General features: G+C 64.0%; 21 protein-coding genes and 1 tRNA gene. 9 read left to right on the top strand and 13 right to left on the bottom strand.

Annotated features, from left to right (window positions below; genetic code table 11):
* Positions 1-3 precede the first annotated feature (3 nt).
* A complete protein-coding gene (locus tag GJ695_RS29855; RefSeq protein ID WP_208023399.1) occupies positions 4-1,020 on the top strand; it encodes a DEAD/DEAH box helicase in 1,017 nt (338 codons plus the stop codon).
* Here the strand turns inward: GJ695_RS29855 and GJ695_RS22365 are convergent.
* From GJ695_RS22365 to GJ695_RS22350, 4 genes are all read right to left on the bottom strand, one after another.
* Positions 1,017-2,030 carry a helix-turn-helix transcriptional regulator gene (locus GJ695_RS22365; protein WP_154368675.1) on the bottom strand — a complete coding sequence of 338 codons (1,014 nt, stop codon included), beginning with the start codon at positions 2,028-2,030 and terminating at the stop codon, positions 1,017-1,019. The genes GJ695_RS29855 and GJ695_RS22365 overlap by 4 nt on opposite strands.
* A 37-nt stretch (positions 2,031-2,067) precedes the next feature.
* On the bottom strand, positions 2,068-3,006 hold the full coding sequence (locus GJ695_RS22360; RefSeq protein WP_154368673.1) for a 5'-nucleotidase: 939 nt from the start codon (positions 3,004-3,006) through the stop codon (positions 2,068-2,070).
* Positions 3,007-3,068: 62 nt separating this feature from the next.
* A complete protein-coding gene (locus tag GJ695_RS22355; protein WP_154368671.1) occupies positions 3,069-3,602 on the bottom strand; it encodes an alpha/beta hydrolase family protein in 534 nt (177 codons plus the stop codon).
* Positions 3,599-4,564, bottom strand: a complete 966-nt coding sequence (locus tag GJ695_RS22350; RefSeq protein ID WP_154368669.1) for a hypothetical protein — start codon at positions 4,562-4,564, stop codon at positions 3,599-3,601. Before GJ695_RS22350 ends, GJ695_RS22355 begins: the two co-directional genes overlap by 4 nt.
* A gap of 100 nt (positions 4,565-4,664) precedes the next feature.
* On the opposite strand from GJ695_RS22350, the gene GJ695_RS22345 reads away from it, so the two are divergent.
* Positions 4,665-4,991 (top strand): hypothetical protein, encoded by a 327-nt coding sequence (locus tag GJ695_RS22345; protein ID WP_154368667.1) that lies wholly within the window; start codon positions 4,665-4,667, stop codon positions 4,989-4,991.
* 45 nt (positions 4,992-5,036) lie between these two features.
* Here GJ695_RS22345 and GJ695_RS22340 read toward each other — a convergent pair whose 3' ends face one another.
* From GJ695_RS22340 to GJ695_RS22305, 8 genes are all read right to left on the bottom strand, one after another.
* Positions 5,037-7,115: an MtrB/PioB family decaheme-associated outer membrane protein gene (locus tag GJ695_RS22340; protein WP_154368665.1), complete on the bottom strand. Its 2,079-nt coding sequence runs from the start codon at positions 7,113-7,115 to the stop codon at positions 5,037-5,039.
* 13 nt (positions 7,116-7,128) lie between these two features.
* Positions 7,129-8,082, bottom strand: a complete 954-nt coding sequence (locus GJ695_RS22335) for a DmsE family decaheme c-type cytochrome (protein WP_154368663.1) — start codon at positions 8,080-8,082, stop codon at positions 7,129-7,131.
* A gap of 781 nt (positions 8,083-8,863) precedes the next feature.
* On the bottom strand, positions 8,864-9,550 hold the full coding sequence (locus tag GJ695_RS22330; RefSeq protein WP_154368661.1) for a hypothetical protein: 687 nt from the start codon (positions 9,548-9,550) through the stop codon (positions 8,864-8,866).
* Positions 9,551-10,092: 542 nt separating this feature from the next.
* Positions 10,093-10,182, bottom strand: a tRNA-Ser gene (locus tag GJ695_RS22325).
* A gap of 41 nt (positions 10,183-10,223) precedes the next feature.
* Positions 10,224-12,308, bottom strand: a complete 2,085-nt coding sequence (locus GJ695_RS22320) for a putative bifunctional diguanylate cyclase/phosphodiesterase (RefSeq protein WP_154368659.1) — start codon at positions 12,306-12,308, stop codon at positions 10,224-10,226.
* A 3-nt stretch (positions 12,309-12,311) separates the two neighbouring features.
* Positions 12,312-13,481, bottom strand: a complete 1,170-nt coding sequence (locus tag GJ695_RS22315; protein WP_154368657.1) for an EAL and HDOD domain-containing protein — start codon at positions 13,479-13,481, stop codon at positions 12,312-12,314.
* A gap of 253 nt (positions 13,482-13,734) precedes the next feature.
* On the bottom strand, positions 13,735-14,352 hold the full coding sequence (locus tag GJ695_RS22310) for a response regulator (protein ID WP_154368655.1): 618 nt from the start codon (positions 14,350-14,352) through the stop codon (positions 13,735-13,737).
* Positions 14,349-15,719: a cache domain-containing protein gene (locus GJ695_RS22305; RefSeq protein WP_154368653.1), complete on the bottom strand. Its 1,371-nt coding sequence runs from the start codon at positions 15,717-15,719 to the stop codon at positions 14,349-14,351. Before GJ695_RS22305 ends, GJ695_RS22310 begins: the two co-directional genes overlap by 4 nt.
* Positions 15,720-15,974: 255 nt before the next feature.
* On the opposite strand from GJ695_RS22305, the gene GJ695_RS22300 reads away from it, so the two are divergent.
* The 6 genes from GJ695_RS22300 (at position 15,975) to GJ695_RS22275 (ending at position 22,042) form a co-directional block, all read left to right on the top strand.
* Positions 15,975-18,050, top strand: a complete 2,076-nt coding sequence (locus GJ695_RS22300) for a carbon starvation CstA family protein (protein WP_154368650.1) — start codon at positions 15,975-15,977, stop codon at positions 18,048-18,050.
* Positions 18,050-18,250: a YbdD/YjiX family protein gene (locus GJ695_RS22295; protein WP_154360081.1), complete on the top strand. Its 201-nt coding sequence runs from the start codon at positions 18,050-18,052 to the stop codon at positions 18,248-18,250. The genes GJ695_RS22300 and GJ695_RS22295 overlap by 1 nt, the downstream gene beginning before the upstream one ends.
* Before the next feature lie 91 nt (positions 18,251-18,341).
* Complete coding sequence (locus tag GJ695_RS22290) at positions 18,342-19,211, top strand: ThiF family adenylyltransferase (protein ID WP_154368648.1); 870 nt, start codon at positions 18,342-18,344, stop codon at positions 19,209-19,211.
* Positions 19,208-20,305 carry a nitroreductase family protein gene (locus GJ695_RS22285; RefSeq protein ID WP_154368646.1) on the top strand — a complete coding sequence of 366 codons (1,098 nt, stop codon included), beginning with the start codon at positions 19,208-19,210 and terminating at the stop codon, positions 20,303-20,305. Before GJ695_RS22290 ends, GJ695_RS22285 begins: the two co-directional genes overlap by 4 nt.
* Positions 20,305-20,979, top strand: a complete 675-nt coding sequence (locus tag GJ695_RS22280) for an acyltransferase (protein ID WP_154368644.1) — start codon at positions 20,305-20,307, stop codon at positions 20,977-20,979. Before GJ695_RS22285 ends, GJ695_RS22280 begins: the two co-directional genes overlap by 1 nt.
* Positions 20,980-21,121: 142 nt before the next feature.
* Positions 21,122-22,042 (top strand): PEP-CTERM sorting domain-containing protein, encoded by a 921-nt coding sequence (locus GJ695_RS22275; protein WP_154368642.1) that lies wholly within the window; start codon positions 21,122-21,124, stop codon positions 22,040-22,042.
* Positions 22,043-22,201: 159 nt separating this feature from the next.
* On the opposite strand, the gene GJ695_RS22270 is transcribed toward GJ695_RS22275, so the two are convergent.
* Positions 22,202-23,407 (bottom strand): glycosyltransferase, encoded by a 1,206-nt coding sequence (locus GJ695_RS22270; RefSeq protein WP_154368640.1) that lies wholly within the window; start codon positions 23,405-23,407, stop codon positions 22,202-22,204.
* Positions 23,408-23,538: 131 nt separating this feature from the next.
* On the opposite strand from GJ695_RS22270, the gene GJ695_RS22265 reads away from it, so the two are divergent.
* A partial coding sequence (locus GJ695_RS22265) for a hybrid sensor histidine kinase/response regulator (protein WP_154368638.1) occupies positions 23,539-25,499 on the top strand: 1,961 nt, incomplete at its 3' end.

Genomic DNA, 25,499 nt, shown 5'->3' with positions numbered 1-25,499 from the left:
GAAGTGTGCCGCGACCAGGGCATCGACGCCGCCTTCGCCTGCACCAAGCCCACCGACGAGGCGCTGGCCGGGCTCGGCGTGCAGGTACTCGCCAACCAGGGACTGGCGGAATGGGTCCAGCCCGGCTGCGTGGTGGGGACCACCGCATGGGGCTTCTGCCGCGCCGACCTGGAGCGGCAGTTCGACTACCTGTTCGTCGACGAGGCCGGCCAGGTCAGCGTCGCCAATCTGGTCGGCATGAGCGGCGCCGCCCACAATCTGGTGCTGATCGGCGACCAGATGCAGCTGGGCCAGCCGACCCAGGGGACGCACCCGGGCGAGAGCGGCCTGTCGACGCTGGATTACCTGATGGGCGAACAGGCCACCATCGCCCCCGAGCGCGGCATTTTCCTGGACACCACGGCGCGCATGCATCCGGCCGTCAACCAGTTTATTTCCGCCGCGGTCTACGAGGGCCGCCTGCAAGCGGCTGCCGGCACCGAGCGCCAGGTGGTGCGCGTGCCGGCCGGCTATGCCGGGCCGCTGGACCGCGAGGCCGGCATCGTCATCGTGCCGGTCGCACACCAGGGCAACAGCCAGGCCAGCGACGAGGAGGTGGAAGCGATCGCCGGGCTGGCGGCCGAACTGCTGGGCCGCACCGTGGTCGACAAGCACGGCGCCGAGCGCCTGGGCGGCTGGGACGACATGCTGTTTGTCGCGCCCTACAATTTCCAGGTCAACAAATTGAAGGCGCGCCTGGCGCGCCTGCCCGGCGGCGCCAGCGCCAAGGTCGGCAGCGTGGACCGGTTCCAGGGTCAGGAAGCGGCGATCGTGTTCGTGTCGATGTGCAGCAGCGACGCCAACGATGCGCCGCACGGCCTGGACTTCTTGTTCGACACGCGCCGTCTCAACGTCGCGGTATCGCGCGCCCAAAGCCTGGCCGTGGTGGTGATGCACCCGGGCCTGGCCAGCACCAGGGTCAGTACTCCCGAGCAGATGGGCAAAGTGAATCTGCTGTCCCGCCTGTATCGCGGGCGCTAGGCGGCGCGGTAGGCCTGCGCCATGTTGTCGATGGTGGCGCGCATCTGCGCGCGCAGCTCGGCCGGCCCGCGCACTTCCACGCCGTCGCCGAAGCCAAGCAGCCACCACAGCAGCGCCTTGGTGCTCGGCACGCTGGCCACCAGGCGCAGGCGGCCGTCCGGCAACGCCGTGAGGGTCTGCTGCGCGCTCAGCGGCGTCTCGTACAAATGCTTGCCCGCCACCGCCGAGAACACCGCGTCGAGCTCGATCGGCGCGCCCGTCACCACCCCCATCTGCCCCTGCGCGATGTAGTCGTCGATGTCGAAGGTCGGACTCTTGCGCGCCGGTTCGTACAGCATCTCCGCCGCCACCACGCGGTGCAGCGCAATGGTGCGCACGTCGGCATAGTCGGCGAACAGGCAGACCAGATACATCAGCGGACCGCGCTGGACGATGGCCAGCGGATGCACCACCGGATAGGTGCTTGGCTCGGCCGCATCCTGCTTGCGATAGCGCAGCGCCAGCTGGCGTTCCTGCATCAGCGCCTCGTACACGGTGCGCTGGCAGACCGGGTCCATGTCCGGCGCCAGCAGCGGCTGCATCGGCTGCACGGTGCGGATCTTGTCGAGCCAGGAGCGCGACGGCGCCGGCCCCTGCGGCGCCGACAGCGCCCGCGCGGCCGACTGGAAGTGCGGCTGCAAGTCGTCGAGCGTGGCCGGCGGCAGCACATGCCGCAGGTGCTGCTCGACCAGCGCCAGCGTCAGCGCCTCCGGCGTGCTCAGGCCGGGCAGATCGAAACTGGCGGCGTCACGCTGCCAGCTCCAGCCGAACGGCTTGTCGCGCGTGTCCACGCACAGCGGGAAGACTTGCGCCAGCTCGTTGAGGTCGCGCTGCACGCTGCGCTCGTGGACATCGAATTCGGCGCGCTGCAGACGGTCCCGCAACTCGCGTGCGGTAATCTTTGCCGGCGCGCGCGGCACCATGCGCAGCATGTGCCATTGGCGCAGCAGGGAGTGTTGGTTGATGGCCATCGGTGTCTGATCCGGGTGAGCGCTGTGTAATCGCATTCTATTGGGAAACAACAGAAAACGGAAGGCTGGCCGGCGCCTCGTTGGCGACGCCATACGGCACATGGCCGGTGGCGACGTGGACGCGCGCGGAATCGCAATGGCCCTGCTGGTCGTCGAAGAAAATATCGGCGCCGAAGGCCTTGAGGAACGGCCCTTTCGGCATGCCGCCCAGGAACAGCGCTTCGTCGATGTTGATGTTCCAGGCGCGCAGGGTGCGGATGGCGCGTTCGTGCGACGGCGCCGAGCGCGCCGTGATGAGGGCGGTGCGCAGCGGCGCCGCGTCCTGCGGAAAATCGGCCTGGATGCGATGCAGCGCCGCCAGGAATTCCTTGAACGGACCGCCCGGCAGCGGCGTGCCGGCTTCGGCCAGTTCGTTGGCGGCGAAGGCGGCCAGGCCGCGTTGCTTGTAGATGCGCTCGGACACATCGGAGAACAGCACCGCGTCGCCATCGAAGGCGATGCGCAGCTGGCCGCCGGCGCCCTCGCCCTGCCCCGACGACGGCAGGATGGTGGCGGCGGCATAGCCGGCGTCGATGGCGGCGCGCACATCGCCGGCGTCGGCCGACAGGAACAGGTGGGCGCCGAACGCGGCCAGGTAGCGCTGCGAACTGGCGCCGCCGGTGAAGGCGGCGCGCACGATATCGAGGCCGCTGTGGCGGATCGAATTGAATATGCGCAGGCCGGTGTCGGCGCTGTTGCGCGACACCAGTATCACTTCCACGCGAGGCCGCTGCGGATCGGGCGTGTTCAGCGCCAGCAGCTTTTGCACCAGCGGAAACGCCACGCCCGGCGCCAGCGGCACGCTTTCATGCGCGCGCTGGTGGGCGCAATAGGCGGCCAGGCCGTCGGTTTCGTAAATATGGTGGCTCTCGTCGAGATCGAACAGGGCACGCGAGGAAATCGCGATCACCAGCTTGTCAGGTACTTGTTGCGTCATGTTTTCTCCGGTGGCGCCGGCACCGCGCCGACAGTCACCACGATACGCGCCCCTGCGACAGATTATGTCGCAGGAGGCAGCCGCGCCAGAAAACCGGCGAACAGCGGCGCGATCGCCGGCAAGGCGTCATTGAGGCGATGATCGCCGTCGAGCAGGTGCAGACTGCAGCGGTGTTGGCGCGCGTAGCGGATGCTGTGTTCCGGCGGCACCACGTCATCTCCCCAGCCATGCACCAGCGCGGTGTGGCCGGCATGCGGCGCGGGCGCCGGCTCGGCGTAGGCGTCAAGAAAAAAAGCCGGCGCCAGCAGGAACAGGCCGGCCGGCCGCAAGGTGGCGCTGGCCCGCGCCGACACATAGCCGCCCATGCTCGAGCCCACCAGCACCAGCGGACGCCCCGCCGCCACCGGATGGGCCAGCAGCTGCGCCACACGGCGCTCACACTCGGCGTGAAAGGTGCCGGACTGCGGCGACGGCAGCCGATAATCGACGCTGAACACTTCCGCGCCCCAGTCCGAAGCCAGCGCGGCCAGCGCCTGGATTTTGCGGCCCCACGGTCCGGACTCCTTGCCATGCGAGAAAATCACGAGCGGCTTCATGCGGTACTCCCTTCGGTGAACACCTGCACGCCAAACAGGCCGTGATGGCGCAAAAAGGCCGAGACGCCCGCCGTCGCCGCCGGACCGGTCAGCGCCGCATCGACCAGAATCTGCTGCAGGCACAGGCCGGGCGTTTCACCTTGCGCGCGCAACGGCAGCGACACATACGGCACCAGCGCGTTCGCGGCAAGCGCGTACTGCACATTGTCGTTGGCGCGCTCCGACAACGGCCGCAGGTCAAGCAGGGTCGCCACCCATTCCTGCTCGGCGGCGCGTTCCGGGTCGCGGTACAGCACCACCAGTTCCATGGCGACCTGGAGAAACGCATCCCAGCATGTGGCCAAAAAACTGTCATGCCGCTCGGCGCCGAACAAGGCCAATGCGTCGACATAGCTGTCTTCGCACGCCGCGCACCAGCGCTCCAGCAAGGACTGCTGTTGCGCGCGGCTGTAAATCGCCCGGGCCAGCCGCAGCGCGCCGCCCGCCGCGCTGGCGTCGCCGCGCACCTCCAGACTGGCGGTGGACAGGCCGAGACGATAACCGGCGGCATTGGCGACTCCCGCATGCAGGCGCAATACAAAGCTTTCGTAACCGGTGGCATTCCCAAGCGCGATGCGCTGCAGATAGGCCAGCACTTCTTCGCAAAAGAAGCGCCGTCCCGCATCGGTGTGGCGGGCCAGGCGGTCCGTGACGAAGGAGCGCAGCCGCGCCATGCCGGCATCGATCTCGGCGTGCATGCTGCTCATGCCGGACAGCACCGCCGGCAACGCGCGTCCGGCGATGACGCCGCGCAGGCCGGCCGCGTCGGTGCTGTAAAACAGCGTTGGCGGCACCTGCGCCGCATCGTCGGCGCGCTGGTCGGCAACAAAGGCGGCGCGCTGCAGCGCCAGACTACCGCGCACCTCATGGAAAATCCCGGAATGAAACAATACTGGCTCCTCGGTCGACAGTGAAGCCGGCATGGTACGGCCGCGTTGCGACGAGCCGCGTCGCAGCGCGCTGCGACATGATGTGTCGCCAGCATCCGGAGAATATCTGTTCCCTTGACCACATGGAGATCAAATGACTTTCGCCCTGTACGGTTTGCTGTACCTGAGCTGTGTGCTGCTGACCTTGGGCATCATGGTGGTGATCGGCTGGTGGCTGCGCTACGCGGTGCTGGTTGGCTACCTGCTGCTGCCGGGCATGATGGTGCTGTGGGGAATCTGGGGGTTTTTCGTGGCCATTCCCATGGGCCTGCTGTTCGACGGCAGCGCTGCCGAACAGCGCATCGTGCGCATTTCGCACTGGCTCAACGATCAGTGCCTGGCCGTGCTGTGGTTCGCCCTGACGCTGCCGTTCAAGGCGTTGAAGCTGGCGGTGGACCTGGCGAGCTGGCTGCTCGGCTAGGACGAAAACGACCCGGCCGGCCAGGGCCGGGTCGCCAGGCTCAGGCTAGAGCCATTTGAAGTACGCAAAGACGCCAACGTAATTCACGCTCTGGTTGGGATAGACGTTCGCCGTCGTGCCATCGCCATACAGGCTTTCACCAGACCAGGTCCAATCGTTGGAACGCCACCGGTCGTAAACGTACTGCACCTTGACGCCCATATTGGGGCGGTAGGCATAGTCGCCGGTCAACTTCAGGCTGGCGTGGCGGTTGGTGATGGTAGGCGCCGAGGTGACGCCGTTGCCCTGCATGCCGAACTCGTTGCGGTCGAGCGACAGCTGGTATTCGGCGCTCAACCGCAGTTTCTCCGACGCCTTGACATTCGCGCCCACGCCGATCGACTTGCCGAGATTGCCGAGATTCGCCGACCACGGCGACTGCGCGACGTTGCCGACATAGCCCATATTGGTTTTCTGGCGCATGTGGGTGTCGTCCTGCGAAATCCAGGCGGTCAGGTTGCTGTCCTCCGACAAGGCGTAGCTGGCGTCGGCCGACAGCAGCACCGCCCGGCCCCGGTCATTGCCAACCGGCGAGCCATTGTAGGCGCCGTATCGGTCCCAGGCGGACTGCGCTATAAATTGCACCGACAGCGCTTCCAGCGGCGTCCAGTCCAGGTTGGCCTTGACCTTGTCGCGCTTGCGGTCCGCCCAGTGAATCGGGTTGATGAAGCTTGGCGTCAGCGTATTGGCCGCACCGCTGTAAAAATCGCTGAAGCCTTTCGCGTACGTGGTGGTGGGCGCATAGACGTCGCCGGTGCGGTTGCTGTGGACGACGCTGACGCTGCCGTTCAGGTTGTCCGCCAGCGAGCGGCGCAGTCCCAGCCGCGCCGACCATTCATCGGTGCTGCGGTGCCAGTCAAGCGATCTGGCGACCGGCAAGGTGCGGTCCACCTGCGTCCAGTCCAAGCCGCCGACAACGCTGAACAGCATGGGCAGGCGATATGTGCCGTCCAGCTTGGCCGAGACGTTGCGGCGCGAGGTGTCGTTGTTGTAGCCGCTGCCGGTGTAGCTCGGCGTCCCGGTGAAATAGCGCAGCAGCGGCGTCTTGTCCTGCCGGTCTTCGTAGCGCAAGTTGGCGTTCAGCGCCAGGCGGGAACTCGGATTGCTCGACAGTCCCATTGTCACCGCCGTGGTGTCCACCCGTCCTTGCAGCGAGGTGGCCGGCAGCCCGGCCCGCAGCGGCGAATAGAAATCGTTGTTCTGCAAACCGCGCGTATAGGAAACCTTGAACAAGCCGCGCGTGGTCGGCGTAAACCTGTAGTTGCCCGACACGAAAACATTGTGCGCCTCATTATCCGGCGCCAGCGACATATTCGGATCGATCGACGCGGAATAGGCGCCGACGTGGCCGGTCACATTGTAATGGTCGCTGTCGTTGGTGAAAAACGAGCCGAGGTAGCCGGCCGACAGCAGCAGGTTCTGCCCCGCGTAGTTGATGGTGGCCTCGATTTCCCGGGTTTTCTGGTTCAGCGGCTCAGTCAGGAACGACAGATGCGAGCCGACATCATAGAAGCCCGTGTTGCGGCTGCCCTGCTTGTCCTCGTTGCGCAAGCGCACCTGCACGCTCAAGCCCTTGTCCAGCACCTTGTCGAAGCCCAGCTTGGTGTTTTTGCGGGTGATCTGCGAGTCATACAGGGTGGTGGGACTGGTCACCGTGTTGACGGTTTGCTGGTAGGTGCCGGCGCCGCCCAACGCCGTGCTGAAGGTCATGGGATCGTAATGCGTCAGCTCCCCGTATTCGAGGAACACGGCCAGATCGCCCTGCTTCTCGTATTCGACGCGGATCTCGCGGTTGTCCAGGCCGAGGTTGCGTGCGTTGAGACGCCACCAGGTGCCGCTGGCATCGTCGCGCGTCTTGATGTCGGCGTCGCCGATGAAATAGCCGCCGCTGGTGTTCTGGCCGGTGTACTCGCCGAAGCGGCGGGCGGTGCCATTGACGTTCGCGGCGCCCACGCTGACGCTGCTTTCAGGACGGATCAGTTTGGCCACCTCGTCGGCATCCTGGGCGGACGCCGGGCCAAACGCCAGCAGCAAGCCGGCGGCCACTGCGGTCAATGGAAGATTGAATGCATAGTTGGTTTTCATGATGTGCGGTCCTTTAGTGCGTCAACGAGCGAACCATGCTGCTGTTCGCGGGGCTGTTGCCACCGTGGATGGTGGTGTGGCAGTTCACACAGGACCGCCCGCCCGTGGCTTCGCGCTGAATCAGCGGCGCTTTCGGGTCCACCGACGCGGCCAGGCCTTGATGGGAGCCAGGCTCATGGCATTCCTGGCAGAGGAACGGCATGCGTTGCTTGAGCATCTTCGGCGTGGTCGAGCCATGCGGGTTATGGCAGATGCTGCAATCCTCGTTGACCGGCTGGTGGCTCCAGAGGAAGGGGCCGCGCTTGTCGGCGTGGCAGGTGTAGCAGGTGTCGACCACGGTGTCGCGCACCATCAGCTTGGTGCCGGCCGAGCCATGCGGGTTGTGGCAATCGGAGCAGGTGACCTTGCCTTCCTTGACGGCGTGACGCGATGGGCGATTGACTTCGGCCCGCTTATCCTTGTGGCAGGTAAAGCATTTTTCCTGCTGGGTGACGCGGTCGCGCACCTTGTCGTGCGCCGTGTGGATCTGGTGGCAGGAAGTGCAGGCCACCGCCTGCTGGTCGTGGATGCTGCCGGGCCAGAACATGCGGTTGCTGCCGCTATGGCAGGCCAGACAGGCGGCATTGCGTTCGCTGGCGGGGGTTTTGGTTTTTTCGCCGAAGACCACACTCGGCTTCGGACGGTTGGAACTGCCGCCTTTGTTGTTCACATGCTCATCGCTGGCGCCGTGGCAGCTGGTGCAGGTCGGCGTCCGGCCATCGGCCTTGGTGCCGTGCTTGGTTTTGCCGATGGAGAGCAGTTTCGGGCTGTCGCTCTCGTCGTGGCATTGCGTGCACCTGGCATCGCCCCTGAGCACCAGGTCTTTGTCCGTACCGAGTGTGGGCGTGTCAGCCGCGTAGGCCGGCATGATCGCCGCCAAGCCGGCGACGACTGCCAATTTAATAAGGACTTGCTTCAACAAATTCATTTCTACTCCTTCTGATGTTGCTTCAATCCAGCCTTGTTTAATCCGGCAAAACAGGAATTCGCACGAAAGAGATCAATACATCGTGCCGGATCAAACAGCTGGTGCTTTCTTACGTGCTCTGGCGTGAAACCGTCTTGGACAAATACGCGGTTTAACTTTGTTATTAATTCACGCGCAGTACAGCAAGCAACATGCCATCAGGGAGGAAAACGGACGTTAAAGAAGTAGCCTTACGGAGAGTAGGCGAAGGAAGTATTTTTTGAACGTGGAGATTCTTACCATTAATGAGAAAATGGCAAAGCCAATCTTATTTCAGAGAATTTTTTATTAAAGAGAATAGAACTTTTTATTAGAAATTTTCATTCTATTTTTTATTATCGGAATGATTTTAATAAATGGAAAAGAACACGCGAACTTCGGCGCTAGATGCCCCCATCGAACTCACCGTTTCCGTCCAAAAATGCAAAAACCGCCCAATGGGCGGCTTTTGCATTTTTTTGGCGCAAGCGGTGTAATGCACACCACTACCATCCATGCTGGCTTCAAGGTCAGCACCACAATTCGTACCTACTTTCGCACCCACATCCAAAATACCACGCCCACCGGCCACCGTGGCCTCGTCTTCAGGCGGCGGAATCGACCCCGCATTAAATGAGCAATCATGCGGCCTATGAGGACCGCACTGGCATGAAGATGACATTCTTGCTCGAATTGCTTGCACGATAATGGCGTCTGCCCTGCAAGTTCGTGTAAATGTTAGGCACACACATCCGATACTGGATCAGCTAACACGCGTTTCTTCTATGATTTTTCCATACTGATCGTAAACACGTCTGGACACGCCTCCATAATTGCGCAGGTCTATATCCCTCGCCGGGTGCAACTCCACTATGAGTGTTCCAAGCGACTCTCCTGGAATGCGCCCTGTGATTTGCATAGTTACTGAAACCTCGTATTTTTGTTTTTGAACAGCATAGACCCCAGATAGCCACTCAGAGACGGGCTGCGCGCAGTGCGAAAAAATAAAGAGGTTGCGAGCCAGCTCCTCCGGCGATAAATCATGAAGCGATACGCGGTCACTTCTGTCGTGCATGCAAAACACTGGTTCGGTCAGCCCTATCGAAACAGGCCATTCGTTATCGCTCTCCCTCTTAAGAGCATTGGCCAACCGAACAAATTTAGCTTGCAGTGCTGCCGGTACCTCCTTTATTTTAGGGCCGTATTCTTTCCAGTGGTCCTTCGCGATCTCACCGATTAGCGCTTTAAAATAGACCGTAGCTACAGCTCCGCCGATAATCTTCCACCCTGGGATATCAGCAATGATCTGCACCAAATCGTTCGGTCCAGCCAACCCAAAAACGTTTGATCGACCGATTTTTTGCTCGGTGAATTCAGATAGAGCAACCTCAACTTCTGAATGATTGCCGTGCACTATACCTAGCGAAATTTGCGGAACAGTTTGTGCCATAATTGCATCCTCATGAAGTTGACTGTATAACATTACTCGATATCTTCAATATATGCAATTTAGCAACTAGAACTAATGATGCAGCAGTTTCCCTATGAACGCGTTGAACATTTCTTAGAAGTTACGCCGAAGGTATGCCTCGCGTAGCGCTATAGATCGGGCTCAATCACCGCCGGGCGCACTTGGTTTACCCTCTACTTTCGGAGATACCAAATGCACGAACAGTCATGCACGAACACGAACATGGCGAACATGGGGTCACACGAACATCGGGTCACGAACATGGCGAACATGGGGTCACGAACATGGGGTCAGGTCCCTCATTTCTACACGGACTGAGCTATTGGCGAATGAATATTAGGTGGGAAACGCACGCCCTCGGCGCGCGGGGCTGGGCGCTGGGCGCCCAGCAGTTGGGCGATTCGGAGCGGGATGGCCCGGTAGGGCCATGCCCTTCGAATCTCACACGCAGGGTGCGCAGGCACCCTGCTCGCTTCCGCCAAGAAACAAAAAACCGCCTCGTGGGCGGTTATTTTGTTTCTTGGCGGAAGCGGTGAGATTCGAACTCACGAACGGCGCAAACCGTCGGCAGTTTTCAAGACTGCTGCCTTCAACCACTCGGCCACGCTTCCTAAGTGTGCAGCATTATACAGATTTCTACAGCCAAAACCACCTAGGCCGCACGGTAGGCGCTATCTGGCAGCCAATTTTCCCTCAGCGCGCGTTCGAAGGCGTCCGCTTCCAGCGGCTTGGAGAACAGGTAGCCCTGCACTTCGTCACAGCCGGAATTCTTCAGGAACGCCAACTGCTCCACCGTCTCCACGCCTTCGGCAATCACTTTGTGCTTGAGCTGCTGGGCGATGCTGATGATGGTGTTGGCGATCGCGCAGTCGTTGGTATCGGATGGAATGCCGATGGTGAACGAGCGGTCGATCTTCAAGGTGTCGATCGGGAAGCGCTTCAGGTAGGACAGCGATGAATAGCCGGTGCCGAAATCGTCCAGCGACAAGGTCACGCCCATGGCCGTGATGCGGTCCATGATGCCGATCACGCGGTCGATGTTGTGCATCAGCGTGCTTTCGGTGATTTCCAGCTCTAGCCACGACGGTTCCAGCCCGTAGCGCTTCAGCGTCTCGCTGACGCGCCCCGGCAAGGCCGCCGTGAATTCGCGCGCCGAAACATTCACCGCCAGGCGGATCGGCGGCAGGCCGGCATCCTTCCACACCTGCGCCTGCGCGCAGGCCGTTTCCAGCACCCATTCGCCGACCTGCACCACCAGTCCGGTTGCTTCCGCCAGCGGAATAAACTCGGACGGCGGCACCAGGCCGCGCACCGGATGGCGCCAGCGCACCAGCGCTTCGGCGCCGATGATCTTGCCGTCTTGGATGGAGTACTTGGGCTGGTAGTGCAGCAGCAGTTCGCCGTTGCCGAGCGCGTTGCGCAGGCCGGTTTCGATGCGCATGCGTTCCTGCATGCCCTGGTTCATGTCCTGGCTGTAGAAGGCCACGTGGTCGCCGTCCGCCCCGCCCTCCTGCTTGGCGCGGTACATGGCGATGTCGGCCAGCCGCAACAGGGTTTCGGCGTCGGCGCCGTCCTGCGGGTAGACGCTGATGCCGATGCTGCCGCCGACGCGCAGGTCGTGACCGTCGATCAGCATCGGCGCGTTCAGCGTGGCCAGCAGCTTTTGCGCCACCATGCTCGCTTCGAAGTGCTGGCCAATGTCGAACAGGCCGACAGCGAATTCGTCGCCGCCCAGCCGCGCCACCAGGTCCTGGTCGCGCAGCACCGAGCGGAAGCGGTGCGCCACTTCCACCAGCAGCGCGTCGCCGATGTTGCGGCCCAGCGTGTCGTTGATCAGTTTAAAACGGTTGAGGTCGATGAACAGCACGCAGCCGTGCGCCTTGTTGCGCTGCGCGACCATCAGCGCCTGGTCGACCAGCTTGGTCAGCAGGGTGCGGTTCGGCAGCCCGGTCAGCGCGTCGTAATAGGCCAGGTGGTGGATGCGTTCCTCGGCGGTCTTGCGTTCGGTGATGTCGGTCAGGTAGGCGATCAGGCCGATCGAGCGGTCGTGGATGTCGCACAGCGGCGACAGCGACAGGCTGGCCCAGAACACCTCGCCGTTCTTCTTTTTGCGGCGCACCTCCATCAGGCGCCCGCCCGATTCCAGGAAGTCGTCGTGGAAGCCGATGTCTTCGTCATCGTAGAGGAACAGGATGTTGCGCCCCACCGCTTCCACCGAGGTGTAGCCGAACAGCCGTTCGGCGCCCTTGTTCCAGCTGATGATGAAGCCGTTCATGTCCATCGTCAGCACCGACTCGTGAATCTGGTCGAGGATCTGCGCCTGGTGCTGCAGTTGCGCTTCCACCTGCACGTAGGCGTGGGTGGTGCGCTGCGCCACCGAGTGCACCTGCAGCACGCTGGCCGCCAGGCTGGCCAGGCTGGCCAGGTGCTGGCGGTCCTGCGCGCTGTAGTCGGCGCGGCCGGACACCACGAAACGGCCGAAATAATGCTGGTCGAAGTAGATGTCCTGGCTCAGGCTGGGCACGGCGTCGTCGTTGGCGGCCTGTACCGCTTCAAGCGGCGCACGCAGCAGCAGCGAGGCGGAGTCGGCCGGCAGGTATTCGCCCAGCGGACTGTTGAGCACGGCGCGCACGATGCGCCCCAGTTCCTCGCTCAGTGCGGTGCCGCGCAAGCGCAACACCGCGTCGCATAGCGCCGCGCTGTTGGTCAGGAAATCGGAGCCGGTTTGCGCGAGCATGGGTTAGATGTTCCTGCTCACCTGAATCGCCCAGTGGTAAGCCTGCAACTGCGCTTCCCAATAGGTTTCGCGGGAGATGCCGGCCTGTTCCAGGTCGGCGCCGTTTGGCTGCTCCACCAGCTTGAGCAGGTCGCCCAGCGGGCCGGCGCGGTCCAGCAGCGCCATCACCACGTCGAGGTCGAGGCTGAGGGCGGCGACGATTTCGGTCATCGGCATCGCCAGCAGCACGTCCAGCAGCGAGAACACGCCGGCCACGAAGGCCATGTCCTGCTGGTCGCGGTCCCAGCCCAGCTGCTTGGCCAGGCCTTCCATCATCGAGGCCCGCACCGCCGCCAGCGGCAACAGCGGATTGGCCAGGCCGTCGTCCTGCTGGCGCGCGTACAGCAGCAGTTGCAGCCAGCGCTGCAACTGTCGGCGGCCCAGCACGTTGATGGCCTGGCCGAAGCTGTGGATCGGCGAACTGAGCGCAAAAGCCGCCGAGTTCACCAGTTTCAATAAGTGATAAGCCAGCGCCGGGTCCTGCTTCAGCAGCACTTCGAGCTCGCGCGAGTCGGCGTCGCGCGCCAGCAGGCCCAGCAGCGCCAGCAGGCGCTTGCGCGAGGTGCCGTCGCCGATGTTGCTGTCCTGCGAGGGATGCCGGGCGAAGTCGCCGGTAAACCAGCTGAAGCCGGCCTTGGCGCAGTCGGCGATGCGCTCTTCGCTGCCCATGCCGGTCGCCAGGTGCGGACCGGGCTGGGCCACCAGCGCCAGCACCGGCGGCAGCGTCAGCGACGCGTCCACCATCAGCGCGCGGGCGCTGCACATGGTGGCGGCCGAGCCTTCGGCCACGCCTTCCACCATGATGCGGTAGCCCGCTTCGGCATAGTTGGCCAGCTTGCGCTGCACCGCCGCGTCGCCGCAGGCGCCGGACGGTACGCGCAGGATGATGCGGTTGGGCGGCAGGTCTTCCAGCTGGGACTGTTCGAGCAGATGCGGTTGCGGCACGGGCAGGATGCACTCCAGCGGCGCCAGGGCGGCAAACACGTCCGGCGTTTTCAGCAGGGTCAGTGTTGCCTGGAAAGGGTCGCCCGCGTCAGGCGCGAGCTCAAAAATCAGTGCCACCCACTCGTTATGAGCGTTGGATACTGCTTGTAATTCCACCAGTGGAAACAGGCTGATTTCAGGCGCAGACATCAATATCTCATAAGGGTTATGCGCGCCATCTTAGTGCAACACTTAACTTATGGCAACCATATACCAGAAGCAGAGCAGTGCAGTTATCAATACGACCAGTATAAGACCAATCTGGCGCGCCAAACGTAATATTTTACACAATAGCAATATTTCAGCGATCGGTGCAGAAATATATCAGATATTGCTGTACAAACACGTTCTGTTGAAACTTGCTTAATACTATCGACGTGCGCCGTCGGCTTTTCCCCACACTTTACTGGGCGTTTTGCACCGCGAAGCGGATCAGTTCGGCCTGCCCTTCGATGCCGAGCTTGCGCTTGATGTTGAGGCGGTGGGTTTCCACCGTGCGCACGCTCAGGTCGAGCGCGCGGGCGATCTGCTTGTTCGACTCGCCGTGGGCGATGTGGCGCAGCACCTCGTGCTCGCGCGAGGTCAGCTGGTTGTCCTGGTTCTGCGGCTGCGCCAGCTGGCGCGCCAGCGCGGCGCTGTAATAGATGCCGCCGGACATCACGGTTTCGATGGCGACCACGATGTCCTTGCCGGGCGCGTCCTTGAGCACATAGCCGCGCGCGCCGGCCTGGATCGCCTGCGACACGTATTCCAGCTTGTCGTGCATCGACAGGATCAGCACGGCGATCTGCGGGAAGGCCTGCTTGAACTGGGCGGTGGCCTCGATGCCGTTGGTGCCGCGCATATTGATGTCCATCAGCACCAGGTCGGCCGGATGGCGCGCGGCCTGTTCCAGCGCCTCGGCCGCGCCGCCGGCCTCGGCCACCACTTCAAACTGCGGCATGGCTTCCAGCCGCGCGCGCAGGCCGTCGCGCACCAGGGGGTGGTCGTCGACCAGCAGGATTTTGATTGTCTTCGTCATAGCATTTCACTGTTGTTGGCGGCATAGGCCGTTACCACGGTCCCGTCGGTCGAGGAACGGATCTCGAAGCGGCCGCCGATGGCGTCCATCCGCTCCATCATATTGCGCAAGCCGATGCCGCGCTGCGGATGCAGGGCGATGCCTTCGGCGTCGAAGCCATGGCCGTCGTCGCGGATGCGCAGCGTGACGCCAAGCGCCTCGCCGGCCAGCGTGATGTCGATGCGGCTGGCGCCGGCGTGGCGCTCGATATTGGTCAGCGCCTCCTGCGCCAGCCGGAACAGCACGGTGTTGGCGACGTCCGGCAAGGCGTCGGTGCAGCCGGATGCTTCGAAGTGTACCGGAGTGCCGCTGCTATGGGTGTACTCCTGCCCCAGATGGTGGAGGGCGGCGGCCAGGCCGATGTCGTCCAGGATGGCCGGCCGCAGGTTGTGCGAGATGCGGCGCACCTCGGCCATCACGTTGCTGAGCTGGTCGGCGGCGTGCTCGAACACCGCCTGCGCCGCCTGCTGCTGCTCCGGTTTGCCGGAGGACAGCCGGATCATGCCGGCCTCGATCTGCAGCTTGATCGACACCAGCCACTGGCTGATGCCGTCGTGCAGGTCGCGCGACAGCCGCGCCCGCTCTTCCTCCTGGGACTCCACCACGCGCTGCGCCAGCACCTTGAGCTTGGCGTCGGCCACGCGCAGCTCGCTGATGTTGAGCGCCAGGCCGGAGCTGGCCACGGCCACGGCGGCGGCGATCGCGATGCCGGCGATCCACAGCATGGTGTTGTGGATGTTGCCGGACTGCTGGACGTCGATCTGCGCCAGCGCCTGGTCGACGTCGTCGAGATAGATGCCGGTGCCCATCATCCAGCCCCACTTCGGCATGGCGATCACATAGCCCAGCTTGGCCACCGGTTTATGGGTGGACGGCTTGACCCACATATACCGCTCCAGTCCGCCGCCGGCGCGGGCGCGCTGGATCAGGTTCTGGATGGTCAGCTGGCCGTTCTCGTCGCGCAGCCCGAACAGGTTCTGGCCGACCAGCTCCGGCTGGCGTGGATGCATCAGCGTGTTGCCCTGCATGTCGTACAGGAAGAAATAGCCGTCGTCGCCGTAACTGAGCGACGCCAGGATGCGCATCGCCTCCTGGCGCGTGGCCTCGTCGTCGCGGCCGGATTCGTACAGGTGCGAAATCGAATGCGAGGCCAGCGCCACGTAGTGCTTCAGTTCGGCCTCCTTGCTGCTCAGGTAAGCGTGCTGGATGGTGTCGCGCTGCTGCTGGGCCAGCAGCACGGACTGGTGCCGGACCGCCAGCGCGATCGCGCACAGCGCCAGGATCAGCGGCGTGATGGCCAGGAAAATCACTTTTTGCCGCAACTTCATACGCCGCGCCTCCCTCTCTTCTTGTAGCCGCGATTTTACGCTGCCGCGCGCCCGCCATCCTACGTAGTTGTACGCACCAGCCATGCGTAGTGCTGCGCTTGCGGCTGATATCACAATCCTGAATACTGATCATAAGTAACTCCGGGGTCAGGTCCCCCATTTCTACACGGTCTCTGCCGTAGTGCGCTACGGCAGAGACCGTGTAGAAATGGGGGACCTGACCCCGGAGGTAAAAAAGAGAACCTTGGAGGAAGCATGAACACCTTACCGAACACCCTGGCCAGCAAGCTCGGCTGGGCTGCGCTGGCCTTGGCCGGCGCGTCGGCGCTGGGCGTGGTCGCCCTGCACCGCGGCGAATCGATCAGCGCGATCTGGATCGTCATCGCCGCGGTCTGCGTCTATTTGATCGCCTACCGTTTCTACAGCCTGTATATCGCCGACAAAGTGCTGGGCCTCGACGCCCGCCGCATGACGCCGGCCAACAAACTCAACGATGGCCTCGACCACGTGCCGACCAATAAGTACGTGCTGTTCGGCCACCACTTCGCCGCGATCGCCGGCGCCGGTCCGCTGGTCGGCCCGGTGCTGGCCGCGCAGATGGGCTACCTGCCCGGCATGCTGTGGATCCTGGCCGGCGTCGTGTTTGCCGGCGCGGTGCAGGACTTCATCGTGCTGTTCATTTCGATGCGCCGCGACGGCCGCTCGCTGGGCGACCTGATCAAGTCCGAGCTGGGCCCGATTCCCGGCAACATCGCGCTGCTGGGCACCTTCATGATCATGGTCATCATCCTGGCGGTGCTGGCGCTGATCGTGGTGAAAGCCCTGACCGGCTCGCCATGGGGCAGCTTCACCGTGATGGCGACGATCCCGATCGCGCTGTTCATGGGCGTGTACACCCGCTTCATCCGCGTCGGCCGCATCGGCGAGGTGTCGATCATCGGCTTCATCCTGCTGATGGGCGCCATCTTCGGCGGCCAGTATGTGCAGGAAAATCCGGCCCTGGCGCCGATGTTCACCTTCACCGGCACCGAGCTGACCTGGATGCTGATCGGCTACGGCTTCGTCGCATCGGTGCTGCCGGTGTGGCTGCTGCTGGCGCCGCGCGACTACCTGTCGACCTTCCTGAAGATCGGCACCATCGTCGGCCTGGCGCTGGGCATCCTGGTGGTGGCGCCGCATCTGCAGATGCCGGCCTTCACCAAGTTCATCGACGGCACCGGTCCGGTATGGTCGGGTTCGCTGTTCCCCTTCCTGTTCATCACCATCGCCTGCGGCGCCGTGTCCGGCTTCCACGCGCTGATTTCGTCCGGCACCACGCCGAAGATGATCGAGAACGAAACCCACGCCCGCTTCATCGGCTACGGCGCCATGCTGATGGAATCGTTCGTCGCCGTCATGGCGCTGGTCGCCGCTTCGACCATTGACCCGGGCGTCTACTTCGCCATGAACTCGCCGGCCGCGCTGCTGGGTACCACGGCCGAGTCCGCCGCACATGCGGTGTCGCAGATGGGCTTCTTCATCACGCCGGAAATGCTGGTGCAGACCGCCAAGGATGTTGGCGAGCACAGCATCATTTCGCGTGCCGGCGGCGCGCCGACGCTGGCGGTGGGCATGGCCCACATCCTGTCCGGCGTACTGGGCGGGAAAGAGATGATGGCCTTCTGGTATCACTTCGCCATCCTGTTCGAGGCGCTGTTCATCCTCACCGCGGTCGATGCCGGCACCCGCGCCGGCCGCTTCATGCTGCAGGATCTGCTGGGCGCCTTCGTGCCGGCCATGAAGAAAACCGAGAACACCTTCGCCAACCTGATCGCCACCGGCCTGTGCGTGGCGGCCTGGGGCTACTTCCTGTACCAGGGCGTGGTCGATCCGCTGGGCGGCATCAACACGCTGTGGCCGCTGTTCGGCATCGCCAACCAGATGCTGGCCGCCATCGCGCTGATCCTCGGCACCTGCGTGCTGTACAAGATGAAGCGCGGCCAGTACGCCTGGGTCACCATCGTGCCGACCATCTGGCTGCTGCTGTGCACGCTGACCGCCGGCTGGCAGAAGATCTTCGACGCCAATCCGAAAGTCGGCTTCCTGGCCCACGCCGCCAAGTACCAGGCGGCGCTCGATGAAGGCAAGATCCTGGCCCCGGCCAAGTCGATCACGCAGATGCAGCAGGTGATCTTCAACGATTACCTGGACGCCTCGCTGGCCGGCTTCTTCGTGATCGTGGTGTTGAGCGTGCTGATCTTCGGCGCCCGCACCGTGATGGCGGCGCGCGCCAACAGCAAGCCGACCGCCAACGAAAGCCCGATGATCCTGTCCACCGCCAAGGTGCAATGATGCTGGGCGAAATCGCCAAGGCCGGCCGCTACCTCGGGCAAAGCATGCGCCTGATGATGGGCCTGCCTGACTACGACGTCTACGTCACGCACCGGGAAACCACCCATCCGGGCGAGCCGTACATGACGTATGAGGAATTCTTCCGCGAACGCCAGGAAGCCCGCTACGGCGGCGCAGGCAAGCGCGGCGGTTGCTGCTGATGAAGACCGGCTCCCAGTGAGCCGGTTTTTTTTCATCCTCTGCGGAACTTTTTACGTGCCCATGCGTCCAACCCCATAAAACGGGAGACGCATGACACATCAATTCAACTACCAACAGGCTTTTGCGCGCAACATCGGCTGGGTCACGCCGGCCGAACAGGCGACGCTGCGTACCAAGCGCATTGCCATCGCCGGCATGGGCGGCGTCGGCGGCGTGCATTTGCTGACACTGGCGCGGCTGGGCATCGGCGCTTTCCATATCGCCGATTTCGACACCTTCGACATCGCCAACTTCAACCGCCAGGTCGGCGCCACCATGTCGTCGCTGGGCCAGCCCAAGGTCGACGTGCTGGCCGAACTGGCGCTCGACATCAATCCGGAACTCAAGCTGGTGCGCTTCCCCGACGGCGTCAACCAGGACAATCTGGCCCGGTTTTTCGACGGTGTAGACTTGTACGTCGACGGTCTGGATTTCTTCGCCTTCGGCGCGCGGCAGGCCACCTTTGCCGCCTGCGCCCGGCTCGGCATTCCAGCCGTGACGGCGGCGCCGCTGGGCATGGGCACGGCCGTGATGAACTTCCTGCCCGGCCACATGACGTTCGAGGAATACTTCGGCTGGGGCGACAAGCCGGACATGGAAAAAGCCCTGCGCTTCCTGGTCGGGCTGGCGCCGGCCGGGCTGCATGGCGGCTACCTGGTCGATCCGTCGGCCATCAATTTGCAGGAACAGCGCGGCCCGTCTACCATCATGGGCTGCGAGCTGTGCGCGGGCGCGGCCGCCACCGAGGCGCTGAAGATCCTGCTGCAACGCGGCGACGTGCTGGCGGCCCCGCGCGGCTACCAGTTCGACGCCTTTCGTAACAAGCTGGTGCGCACCTGGCGTCCCGGCGGCAACCGCCATCCGCTGCAACGGCTGGCGATGATGCTGGCCAAGCGGCGCCGGCCCGGAGAGAGCACATGAACACGATGCAGCAGCTGGACACGACGCTGGAACAAATCCTCGAACTGGCGCGCTGGGCGCCGAGCGGCGACAACACGCAGCCATGGCGCTTCGAAATCCTCGACGAGCGCCGGCTGGTGGTGCACGGCCACGACACGCGCGACCACTGCGTCTACGACCTCGACGGCCATCCGAGCCAGATCTCGCTTGGCGCGCTGCTGGAAACCATGGCCATCGCCGCCAGCACCTTCGGTCTGACGCTGCGCAGCATGCGCCACACCGACACGCCCGACAACCGCCCCACCTTCAGCATCGAATTGCTGCCCGCGCCGGGCATGGAGGCCGATCCGCTGGCCGACGCCATCCTGCCGCGCGCGGTGCAGCGCCGCGCCCTCAGCCGCCGGCCGCTGACGGTGGTGGAAAAAGCCACGCTGGCCGCCGCGCTGCCGGAGGGCTACCAGGTCCGCTGGCTGGAAGGCAGCCGGCGCATGGCCGCCGCGCGCCTGATGTTCCGCAACGCCAAGCTGCGCCTGACCATGCCGGAAGCGCACCGCGTGCACAAGTCCATCATCGAGTGGAACGCCTGTTACAGCGAGGACCGCATTCCCGACCAGGCGCTGGGCGCGGACGGCATGACGACCAAACTGATGCGCTGGGTGATGCAGGACTGGAACCGCGTACATTTCTTCAACACCTGGCTGGCCGGCACGCTGGCGCCGCGCCTGCAGATGGACCTGATTCCATCGCTGGCCTGCGCCGCGCATTTCGTGCTGACCGCATCGCCCAGGCCGCAACGCATCGACGACTATGTCGCCGCCGGCCGCGCCATGCAGCGCTTCTGGCTGACCGCCACCTCGCTTGGCTTGCAGATGCAGCCGGAGATGACGCCGCTGATCTTCTCGCGCTACGTGCGCGAGGGGCGTATCTTCTCCAGCACGCCGGGCATGCAGGAGCGCGCGGCGGAATTGTCGCGTCAAGGCGCGGCCCTGGTCGGCCAGCAGGACTGGGACGCGGCGGTGTTCATGGGCCGCATCGGCGCCGGCGAGCCGGCGTCGGCGCGCTCCTTGCGGCGTCCGCTGCGCGAACTGCTGGTGCCGGGCAATGGAGGCCGCTGATGCGCGCCATCAAGTTCTGCCAGGTGGCGGTGTTCCTGTGGCTGCTGATGCTGATCCTGCTGCTGGCCATCGGCACCACCGCGCTGGTGGTCGACCGCTTGCCGCTCGGTGACTTTCGCGGCGTCACGCTGGTGCTGGCCGCTGTCGTGCTGCTCTACCTGTATGCGTTTCTGGTCTACCGTTTGTTCCTGCTGGCGCTGCCGTTGCGCGAAGGCGAAGTGGCCGAGCATTCGCGTCATGAACTGGTGGCCAACGTCAACATCCTGTTCTACCTGCTGTTGTTCAATTCGCTGATCCGCACCCACTTCATTCCGGTGCCGATCCAGCGGCTGATTTACCTGGCGCTGGGCGCCCGGCTGGGCGCCAACACCTACAGCGCCGGCGCGCTGCTCGATCCGCCGCTGACGCACATCGGCAGCAACACCATCATCGGCCACGACGCGGTGATTTTCGCGCATGTGATCGAAGGGCCGAAGCTGGAACTGAAGGCGGTCCACATCGGCAACACCGTCACCATCGGCGCCAAAGCGGTGGTGATGGCCGGCGTGCAAATCGGCGACAACGCCATCGTCTCGACCGGCGCGGTGGTCACCAAGGACACGCAGATTGCCGCCGGCGAAATCTGGGGCGGCATTCCGGCGCGTCGCCTCAAGGCCGCGCCCGGCCAGGCCTGACGGATTTTTTTACACTTGCCGGCGCCACCGCGCCAACGGCGCGCGCAAGTGTTTGATTTCACAGGAATCACCAGCACTGGCAAGGGTTTTGCTCTTTCAGCGATACGGCCTCGATCCCCGTGGCCCTTTTCGAGGAGCACACATGAAAACCTACCAACCCGCGCTGGCCGTCGCCATGCTGGCAGCCGCGCTGGCGGCGCCGCTGACCGCCAGCGCCGGCCCTACGCTGGGCCTGGACCCTACCGGCACCGGTACCTATAGCACCTACGCTGACCTGTGGACCAATGTCACCGATACCGGCCTGGCGACTGGCTTCATCCCCGGCAACATCGTCGGCCCTGGCGCCGGCGCCCCTTACCTGACCGAACTGCGTTCGCAGATGGTGGTTGGCACTATGTCCAACAGCAATATCCCGGCCATCGTCACACCAGCCGGACTCAACAGCACTTTTGAAATCAGCAAAGTGGTGCGCTTCCAGGAGCTGGTCACCGCGCAAACGGCAACCACCGTCAACTTCGGTTTGCCGCCCACCCAGTCGGCCGCGATGGACGTCGATCCGCTGCACGCCGGCGTGCAGAACATGGCGATCTACCTGGACAACATCACCGACGGCAGCAAAGCCGTGCCGGGCAACGGCGCCAACACCGTGCGCTGCTATGGCGAAGGCGTGACCTCGGCGGGGTGCGGCGCTGGCGGCGTGGATGGCGATGGTGTGCTGATCCTGTCGGGCCATCTGGTATTCAATGAGGCGAGCTTCAGCGCTTCCGGCGCTGTCGGCACCGGCTCGTTCGATTCGCGCTTCATGATCGACTATGTGGACCCGCTGTATCTGGACGTGGTGACTGGTTCGATCTTCATCGACAAATTTACCGGCACCACCAATGTGCCGTCGTTCTTCACTCCAACCATGATGTGGGATGGTTCTACCCCCACCACAGTGCCATTCCTGAAGGTGGACTCGTCGCAGAGCTTCGCCACCATTCCGGAGCCTGCCACGCTGGCACTGATCGGATTGGGCTTTGCGGGTCTCGCGCTGGGCACGCGCCGCAAGGTGCAGTCCTGACCGCAGCAGCAGCGGGTTAATAGCGGACCCTGCGGTCCGCTTTTTTTTACCCCTGACGAAAGGGTCTGACCCAGGGTCAGGGATAGGGGCTGCGCCCCGCCGGCCCATGGGCCGGCCCCTGGCCGCAGCGGTGTGCGGGTTGCGCAGGTGCCGTCAGCTTCAAGGCCCTGCTATTTGCGCCAACAGATACGCCAGCCGCGCCCCCGCGTTGTAGCGCTGGAACTGCTGCGCGACACGGCCTGCGGCGGCGCGTGGTTCGGGGCGCGTCAGCAACTGCAACGCCGTCGCGCGCAAGCTTTCTTCCGATAGCCGATCTGAACGCAGCAAGGAACCGGCGCCGGTACGCACCACCCCATCCATATTCAAATACTGATCCAGATTGCCCGCGATGCCCAGCACCGGCACCCCGGCCGCCAGCGCCTGCTGGCTGGTCGGACTGCCGCCATTGCAAATCACCAGCCGCGACCGCTGCGCCGCCTGCTCACCCGGCAGATAGCTGGCCACCCTGGCATTATCCGGCAACAGCCCGGCATCGACATTGCCGGCGGTGGCGGCAATCACCGTCAATGGCAACGGCGCCAGCGCCTGTAACACCTGCGGCAGCAAAGCGCCCTGCCCCGAACTGCCCAGCGTCACGTAGACGATGTCCCGCGCAACCGGCAAGCTGTCCCACCACGACGGCAGTTCCGTCGGCGGCGACCACGTCACCGGCCCAAGATAGGAATGCGACAGCGGCAACTCATGCGCCGGAAACATCTCCGGAATATCCGAATACAACACGTAATCCGCATCGGTGTAGATACGCCGCAGATCACGCCCCAGCGACGGCAGGTGGTGGTCGCGCCGCACGCGGTTCAACGGCCGGCTGTGCAAGGCAAACGCCAACGGCCGCACCAGGTTGAACAGCCGGTCAGCCAGCACAACCGGCAGCACGCGTGACAGCGCGATCGCCGGCACCTGGTAATGCTGTTCCACATACGGACTCCAGTAGGCGTTGATCAAGCCCACATACGGCACCTGCGCCACCCGCGCGCTGACCGACAGCGACAGGCGGAAATCGCCAATCACCACATCCGGCTTCAACGCCTGCAACAGCCGCAGATCGTCCGCCACGTACCGCGACAAGGTGGCCGCGTCATATACCGGCTTGCCTGCCGCCAGCGCCGCCAGGAAGCGCGCGCTGGAGATGCTGTTCAAGACCCAACTGGTGACCTCGCTGCCTTTAAAAAACATGTCATACCCCGGCGCGCAGGCGAAGTGCACGTCGTAGTGTTGCCGGTCCAGCGTTTGCGCCAGCGCCAGCGGACGGCCCACATGCGCCAGCGTCACCGCCTCGGCCACGAACAAGATTTTTTTGCGTTCCATGCTAGCAGCTTGCAACGTTTAATCGACCATCGTTTGAGCAAGCGCAAACGTGCAGTCTTAGATAAAAATCAATGCCGAGCCTGCCTGATCCATATATTTTTCTTATTGGAATCAACGGATGGGAGAATGCAATGTTCAACTTTGAACGCTCCGGTCTGAGCCAGAAGCTCACGATCATGTCCGTGTTGTCCACCGGCAGCGCGTTGCTGCTGGTGTTCGTCGCGTTTGCCGCCACCTCGGTGCTCAGTCACAGCGAGGATGCGCGCCAGCAGCTGTCTTCGCTGGCGGGCGTCATCGGCAGCAACAGCAAGACCGCGCTGCTGTACGCCGACCGCCGCCAGGCCAGCCAGACGCTGGCCACGCTGGCGGTCGAACAGGACATCCTGCAAGCGGCGCTCTACGACAGCGCCGGCAAGCTGCTGGCGCGCTACACCACGCCGCGCCTGCCGCAGGGCCAGAACGGACCGGACGAACTGAACGCACCGGTCATCGCCACCGACGTCACCACCGAACGCAGCGGCCCGCCGTGGGCGCCCGCCCTGCGCGTCTACCGCGTGCTGCGCCAGGACGACGACGCCATCGGCGTGGTGATGGTGGAAAGCTCGCAACTGCGCATGTGGCTGGACATCCTGAAAAACCTCGGCGCCGCCATCGCCGCCGCCGCGCTGTCATTCATGATGGCGCTGCTGACGGCGGCGCGCTTCAAGGGCAGCATCGCCGAGCCGGTCAGCCAGCTGATCGCGGCGGCGCAGCAGGTCAGCCGCGGCCACGCCACGCCGCGCATCGCCCACCAGCGCAGCGACGAGCTGGGCGCGCTGATCGACAGCTTCAACGACATGCTGGCGCAAGTCGAAGGCCGCGACGCCGCGCTGGCCGAGTACCGCGACCAGCTGGAACGCCAGGTCAGTGTGCGCACCGAGCAACTGGAAAAAGCCAAGAACGCCGCCGAAGCCGCCAGCCAGGCCAAGAGCGCCTTCCTCGCCACCATGAGCCACGAGATCCGCACGCCGATGAACGGCGTGCTCGGCATGACGGAGCTGCTGCTGGCCACGCGCCTGAGCGAGCAGCAGCGCCACTACACCAGCATGGTCAAGCGCTCCGGCGAGCATCTGCTGGTGATCATCAACGACATCCTGGATTTCTCCAAGATCGAAGCCGGCAAGCTGACGGTGGAATACATCCACTTCAATTTCCGCGACCTGCTCGACGACATCGACAACGTGTTCTCGCCGCAGGCCCAGGCCAAGGGATTGCGGCTGGAGCTCGACATCGCCTACAACATCCCGCTCGGCGTCTGCGGCGATCCCAACCGCCTGCGCCAGGTGATCTTCAACCTGCTCGGCAACGCCATCAAATTCACCGACGCCGGCCAGATCACCGTCAGGGTGATGGTGGCGCGCGAGGATGCGCAATCGGTCGGCCTGCGCTTCGAGGTGCACGACACCGGCATCGGCGTCTCGGCCGAGGCGCGCGCGCGCATCTTCGATTCGTTCTCGCAGGCCGACGGCACCACCACCCGCAAGCACGGCGGCACCGGGCTGGGCCTGGCGATCTCGAAACAGCTGGTGGAGCTGATGGGCGGCGCGATAGGCGTCGAACATGCGCTAACTCAAGGTTCAATCTTTTGGTTTGCCGTAAATTTCGACAAACGCCGCGTCGATATCGACGATCCATCCACCGCAACACAGGGAATCCGCGCTTTGATTGTCGATCAACATCCCGCCAGCCGCGCCGCGCTGGAGCGGCAACTGGCGGCCTGGCGCATCACCTGCGCCTACGCCAGCGCCACCGACACGCTGCCCGTGCTGCGGCAGGCGGCAGCGAACGGCCGCGCCTTCGACGTGGTGCTGCTCGACATGGAACAGCCCCGCACCTCGGGCCTGGCGCTGGCAGCCGCCATCCGCGCCGACACCACGCTGGCGCCGCCGCGCCTGGTGCTGCTGAGTACCGAGCGCAACGCCGCCGATGGCGTGCAGCGGCGTGAAGCCGGCGTCGCCTTCCAGCTCATCAAACCGCCGCGCGAATGCGACCTGTTCGACGCCATCGTGGCCCCGCTGCGCGGCCGCGAGACACGGCCGGCCGCGGCGCCGCC

The sequence above is a fragment of the Duganella alba genome, assembly GCF_009674495.1.
Taxonomy (GTDB): Bacteria; Pseudomonadota; Gammaproteobacteria; order Burkholderiales; family Burkholderiaceae_D; genus Rugamonas; species Rugamonas alba.
Note: the sequence above shows the minus strand (reverse complement) of the source record. Positions and strands in the feature narration are given on the sequence as shown.

What these genes read in the sequence shown, in the direction of transcription:
- GJ695_RS22330 (WP_154368661.1), bottom strand. Translation starts at nt 9,550, where the DNA reads ATGGCACAAACTGTTCCGCAAATTTCGCTAGGTATAGTGCACGGCAAT.
- GJ695_RS22300 (WP_154368650.1), top strand. Translation starts at nt 15,975, where the DNA reads ATGAACACCTTACCGAACACCCTGGCCAGCAAGCTCGGCTGGGCTGCG.
- GJ695_RS22345 (WP_154368667.1), top strand. Translation starts at nt 4,665, where the DNA reads ATGACTTTCGCCCTGTACGGTTTGCTGTACCTGAGCTGTGTGCTGCTG.
- GJ695_RS22305 (WP_154368653.1), bottom strand. Translation starts at nt 15,719, where the DNA reads ATGAAGTTGCGGCAAAAAGTGATTTTCCTGGCCATCACGCCGCTGATC.
- GJ695_RS22270 (WP_154368640.1), bottom strand. Translation starts at nt 23,407, where the DNA reads ATGGAACGCAAAAAAATCTTGTTCGTGGCCGAGGCGGTGACGCTGGCG.
- GJ695_RS22335 (WP_154368663.1), bottom strand. Translation starts at nt 8,082, where the DNA reads ATGAATTTGTTGAAGCAAGTCCTTATTAAATTGGCAGTCGTCGCCGGC.
- GJ695_RS22355 (WP_154368671.1), bottom strand. Translation starts at nt 3,602, where the DNA reads ATGAAGCCGCTCGTGATTTTCTCGCATGGCAAGGAGTCCGGACCGTGG.
- GJ695_RS22310 (WP_154368655.1), bottom strand. Translation starts at nt 14,352, where the DNA reads ATGACGAAGACAATCAAAATCCTGCTGGTCGACGACCACCCCCTGGTG.
- GJ695_RS22285 (WP_154368646.1), top strand. Translation starts at nt 19,208, where the DNA reads ATGAACACGATGCAGCAGCTGGACACGACGCTGGAACAAATCCTCGAA.
- GJ695_RS22280 (WP_154368644.1), top strand. Translation starts at nt 20,305, where the DNA reads ATGCGCGCCATCAAGTTCTGCCAGGTGGCGGTGTTCCTGTGGCTGCTG.
- GJ695_RS22320 (WP_154368659.1), bottom strand. Translation starts at nt 12,308, where the DNA reads ATGCTCGCGCAAACCGGCTCCGATTTCCTGACCAACAGCGCGGCGCTA.
- GJ695_RS22315 (WP_154368657.1), bottom strand. Translation starts at nt 13,481, where the DNA reads ATGTCTGCGCCTGAAATCAGCCTGTTTCCACTGGTGGAATTACAAGCA.
- GJ695_RS22295 (WP_154360081.1), top strand. Translation starts at nt 18,050, where the DNA reads ATGCTGGGCGAAATCGCCAAGGCCGGCCGCTACCTCGGGCAAAGCATG.
- GJ695_RS22340 (WP_154368665.1), bottom strand. Translation starts at nt 7,115, where the DNA reads ATGAAAACCAACTATGCATTCAATCTTCCATTGACCGCAGTGGCCGCC.
- GJ695_RS22360 (WP_154368673.1), bottom strand. Translation starts at nt 3,006, where the DNA reads ATGACGCAACAAGTACCTGACAAGCTGGTGATCGCGATTTCCTCGCGT.
- GJ695_RS22365 (WP_154368675.1), bottom strand. Translation starts at nt 2,030, where the DNA reads ATGGCCATCAACCAACACTCCCTGCTGCGCCAATGGCACATGCTGCGC.
- GJ695_RS22350 (WP_154368669.1), bottom strand. Translation starts at nt 4,564, where the DNA reads ATGCCGGCTTCACTGTCGACCGAGGAGCCAGTATTGTTTCATTCCGGG.
- GJ695_RS22290 (WP_154368648.1), top strand. Translation starts at nt 18,342, where the DNA reads ATGACACATCAATTCAACTACCAACAGGCTTTTGCGCGCAACATCGGC.
- GJ695_RS22275 (WP_154368642.1), top strand. Translation starts at nt 21,122, where the DNA reads ATGAAAACCTACCAACCCGCGCTGGCCGTCGCCATGCTGGCAGCCGCG.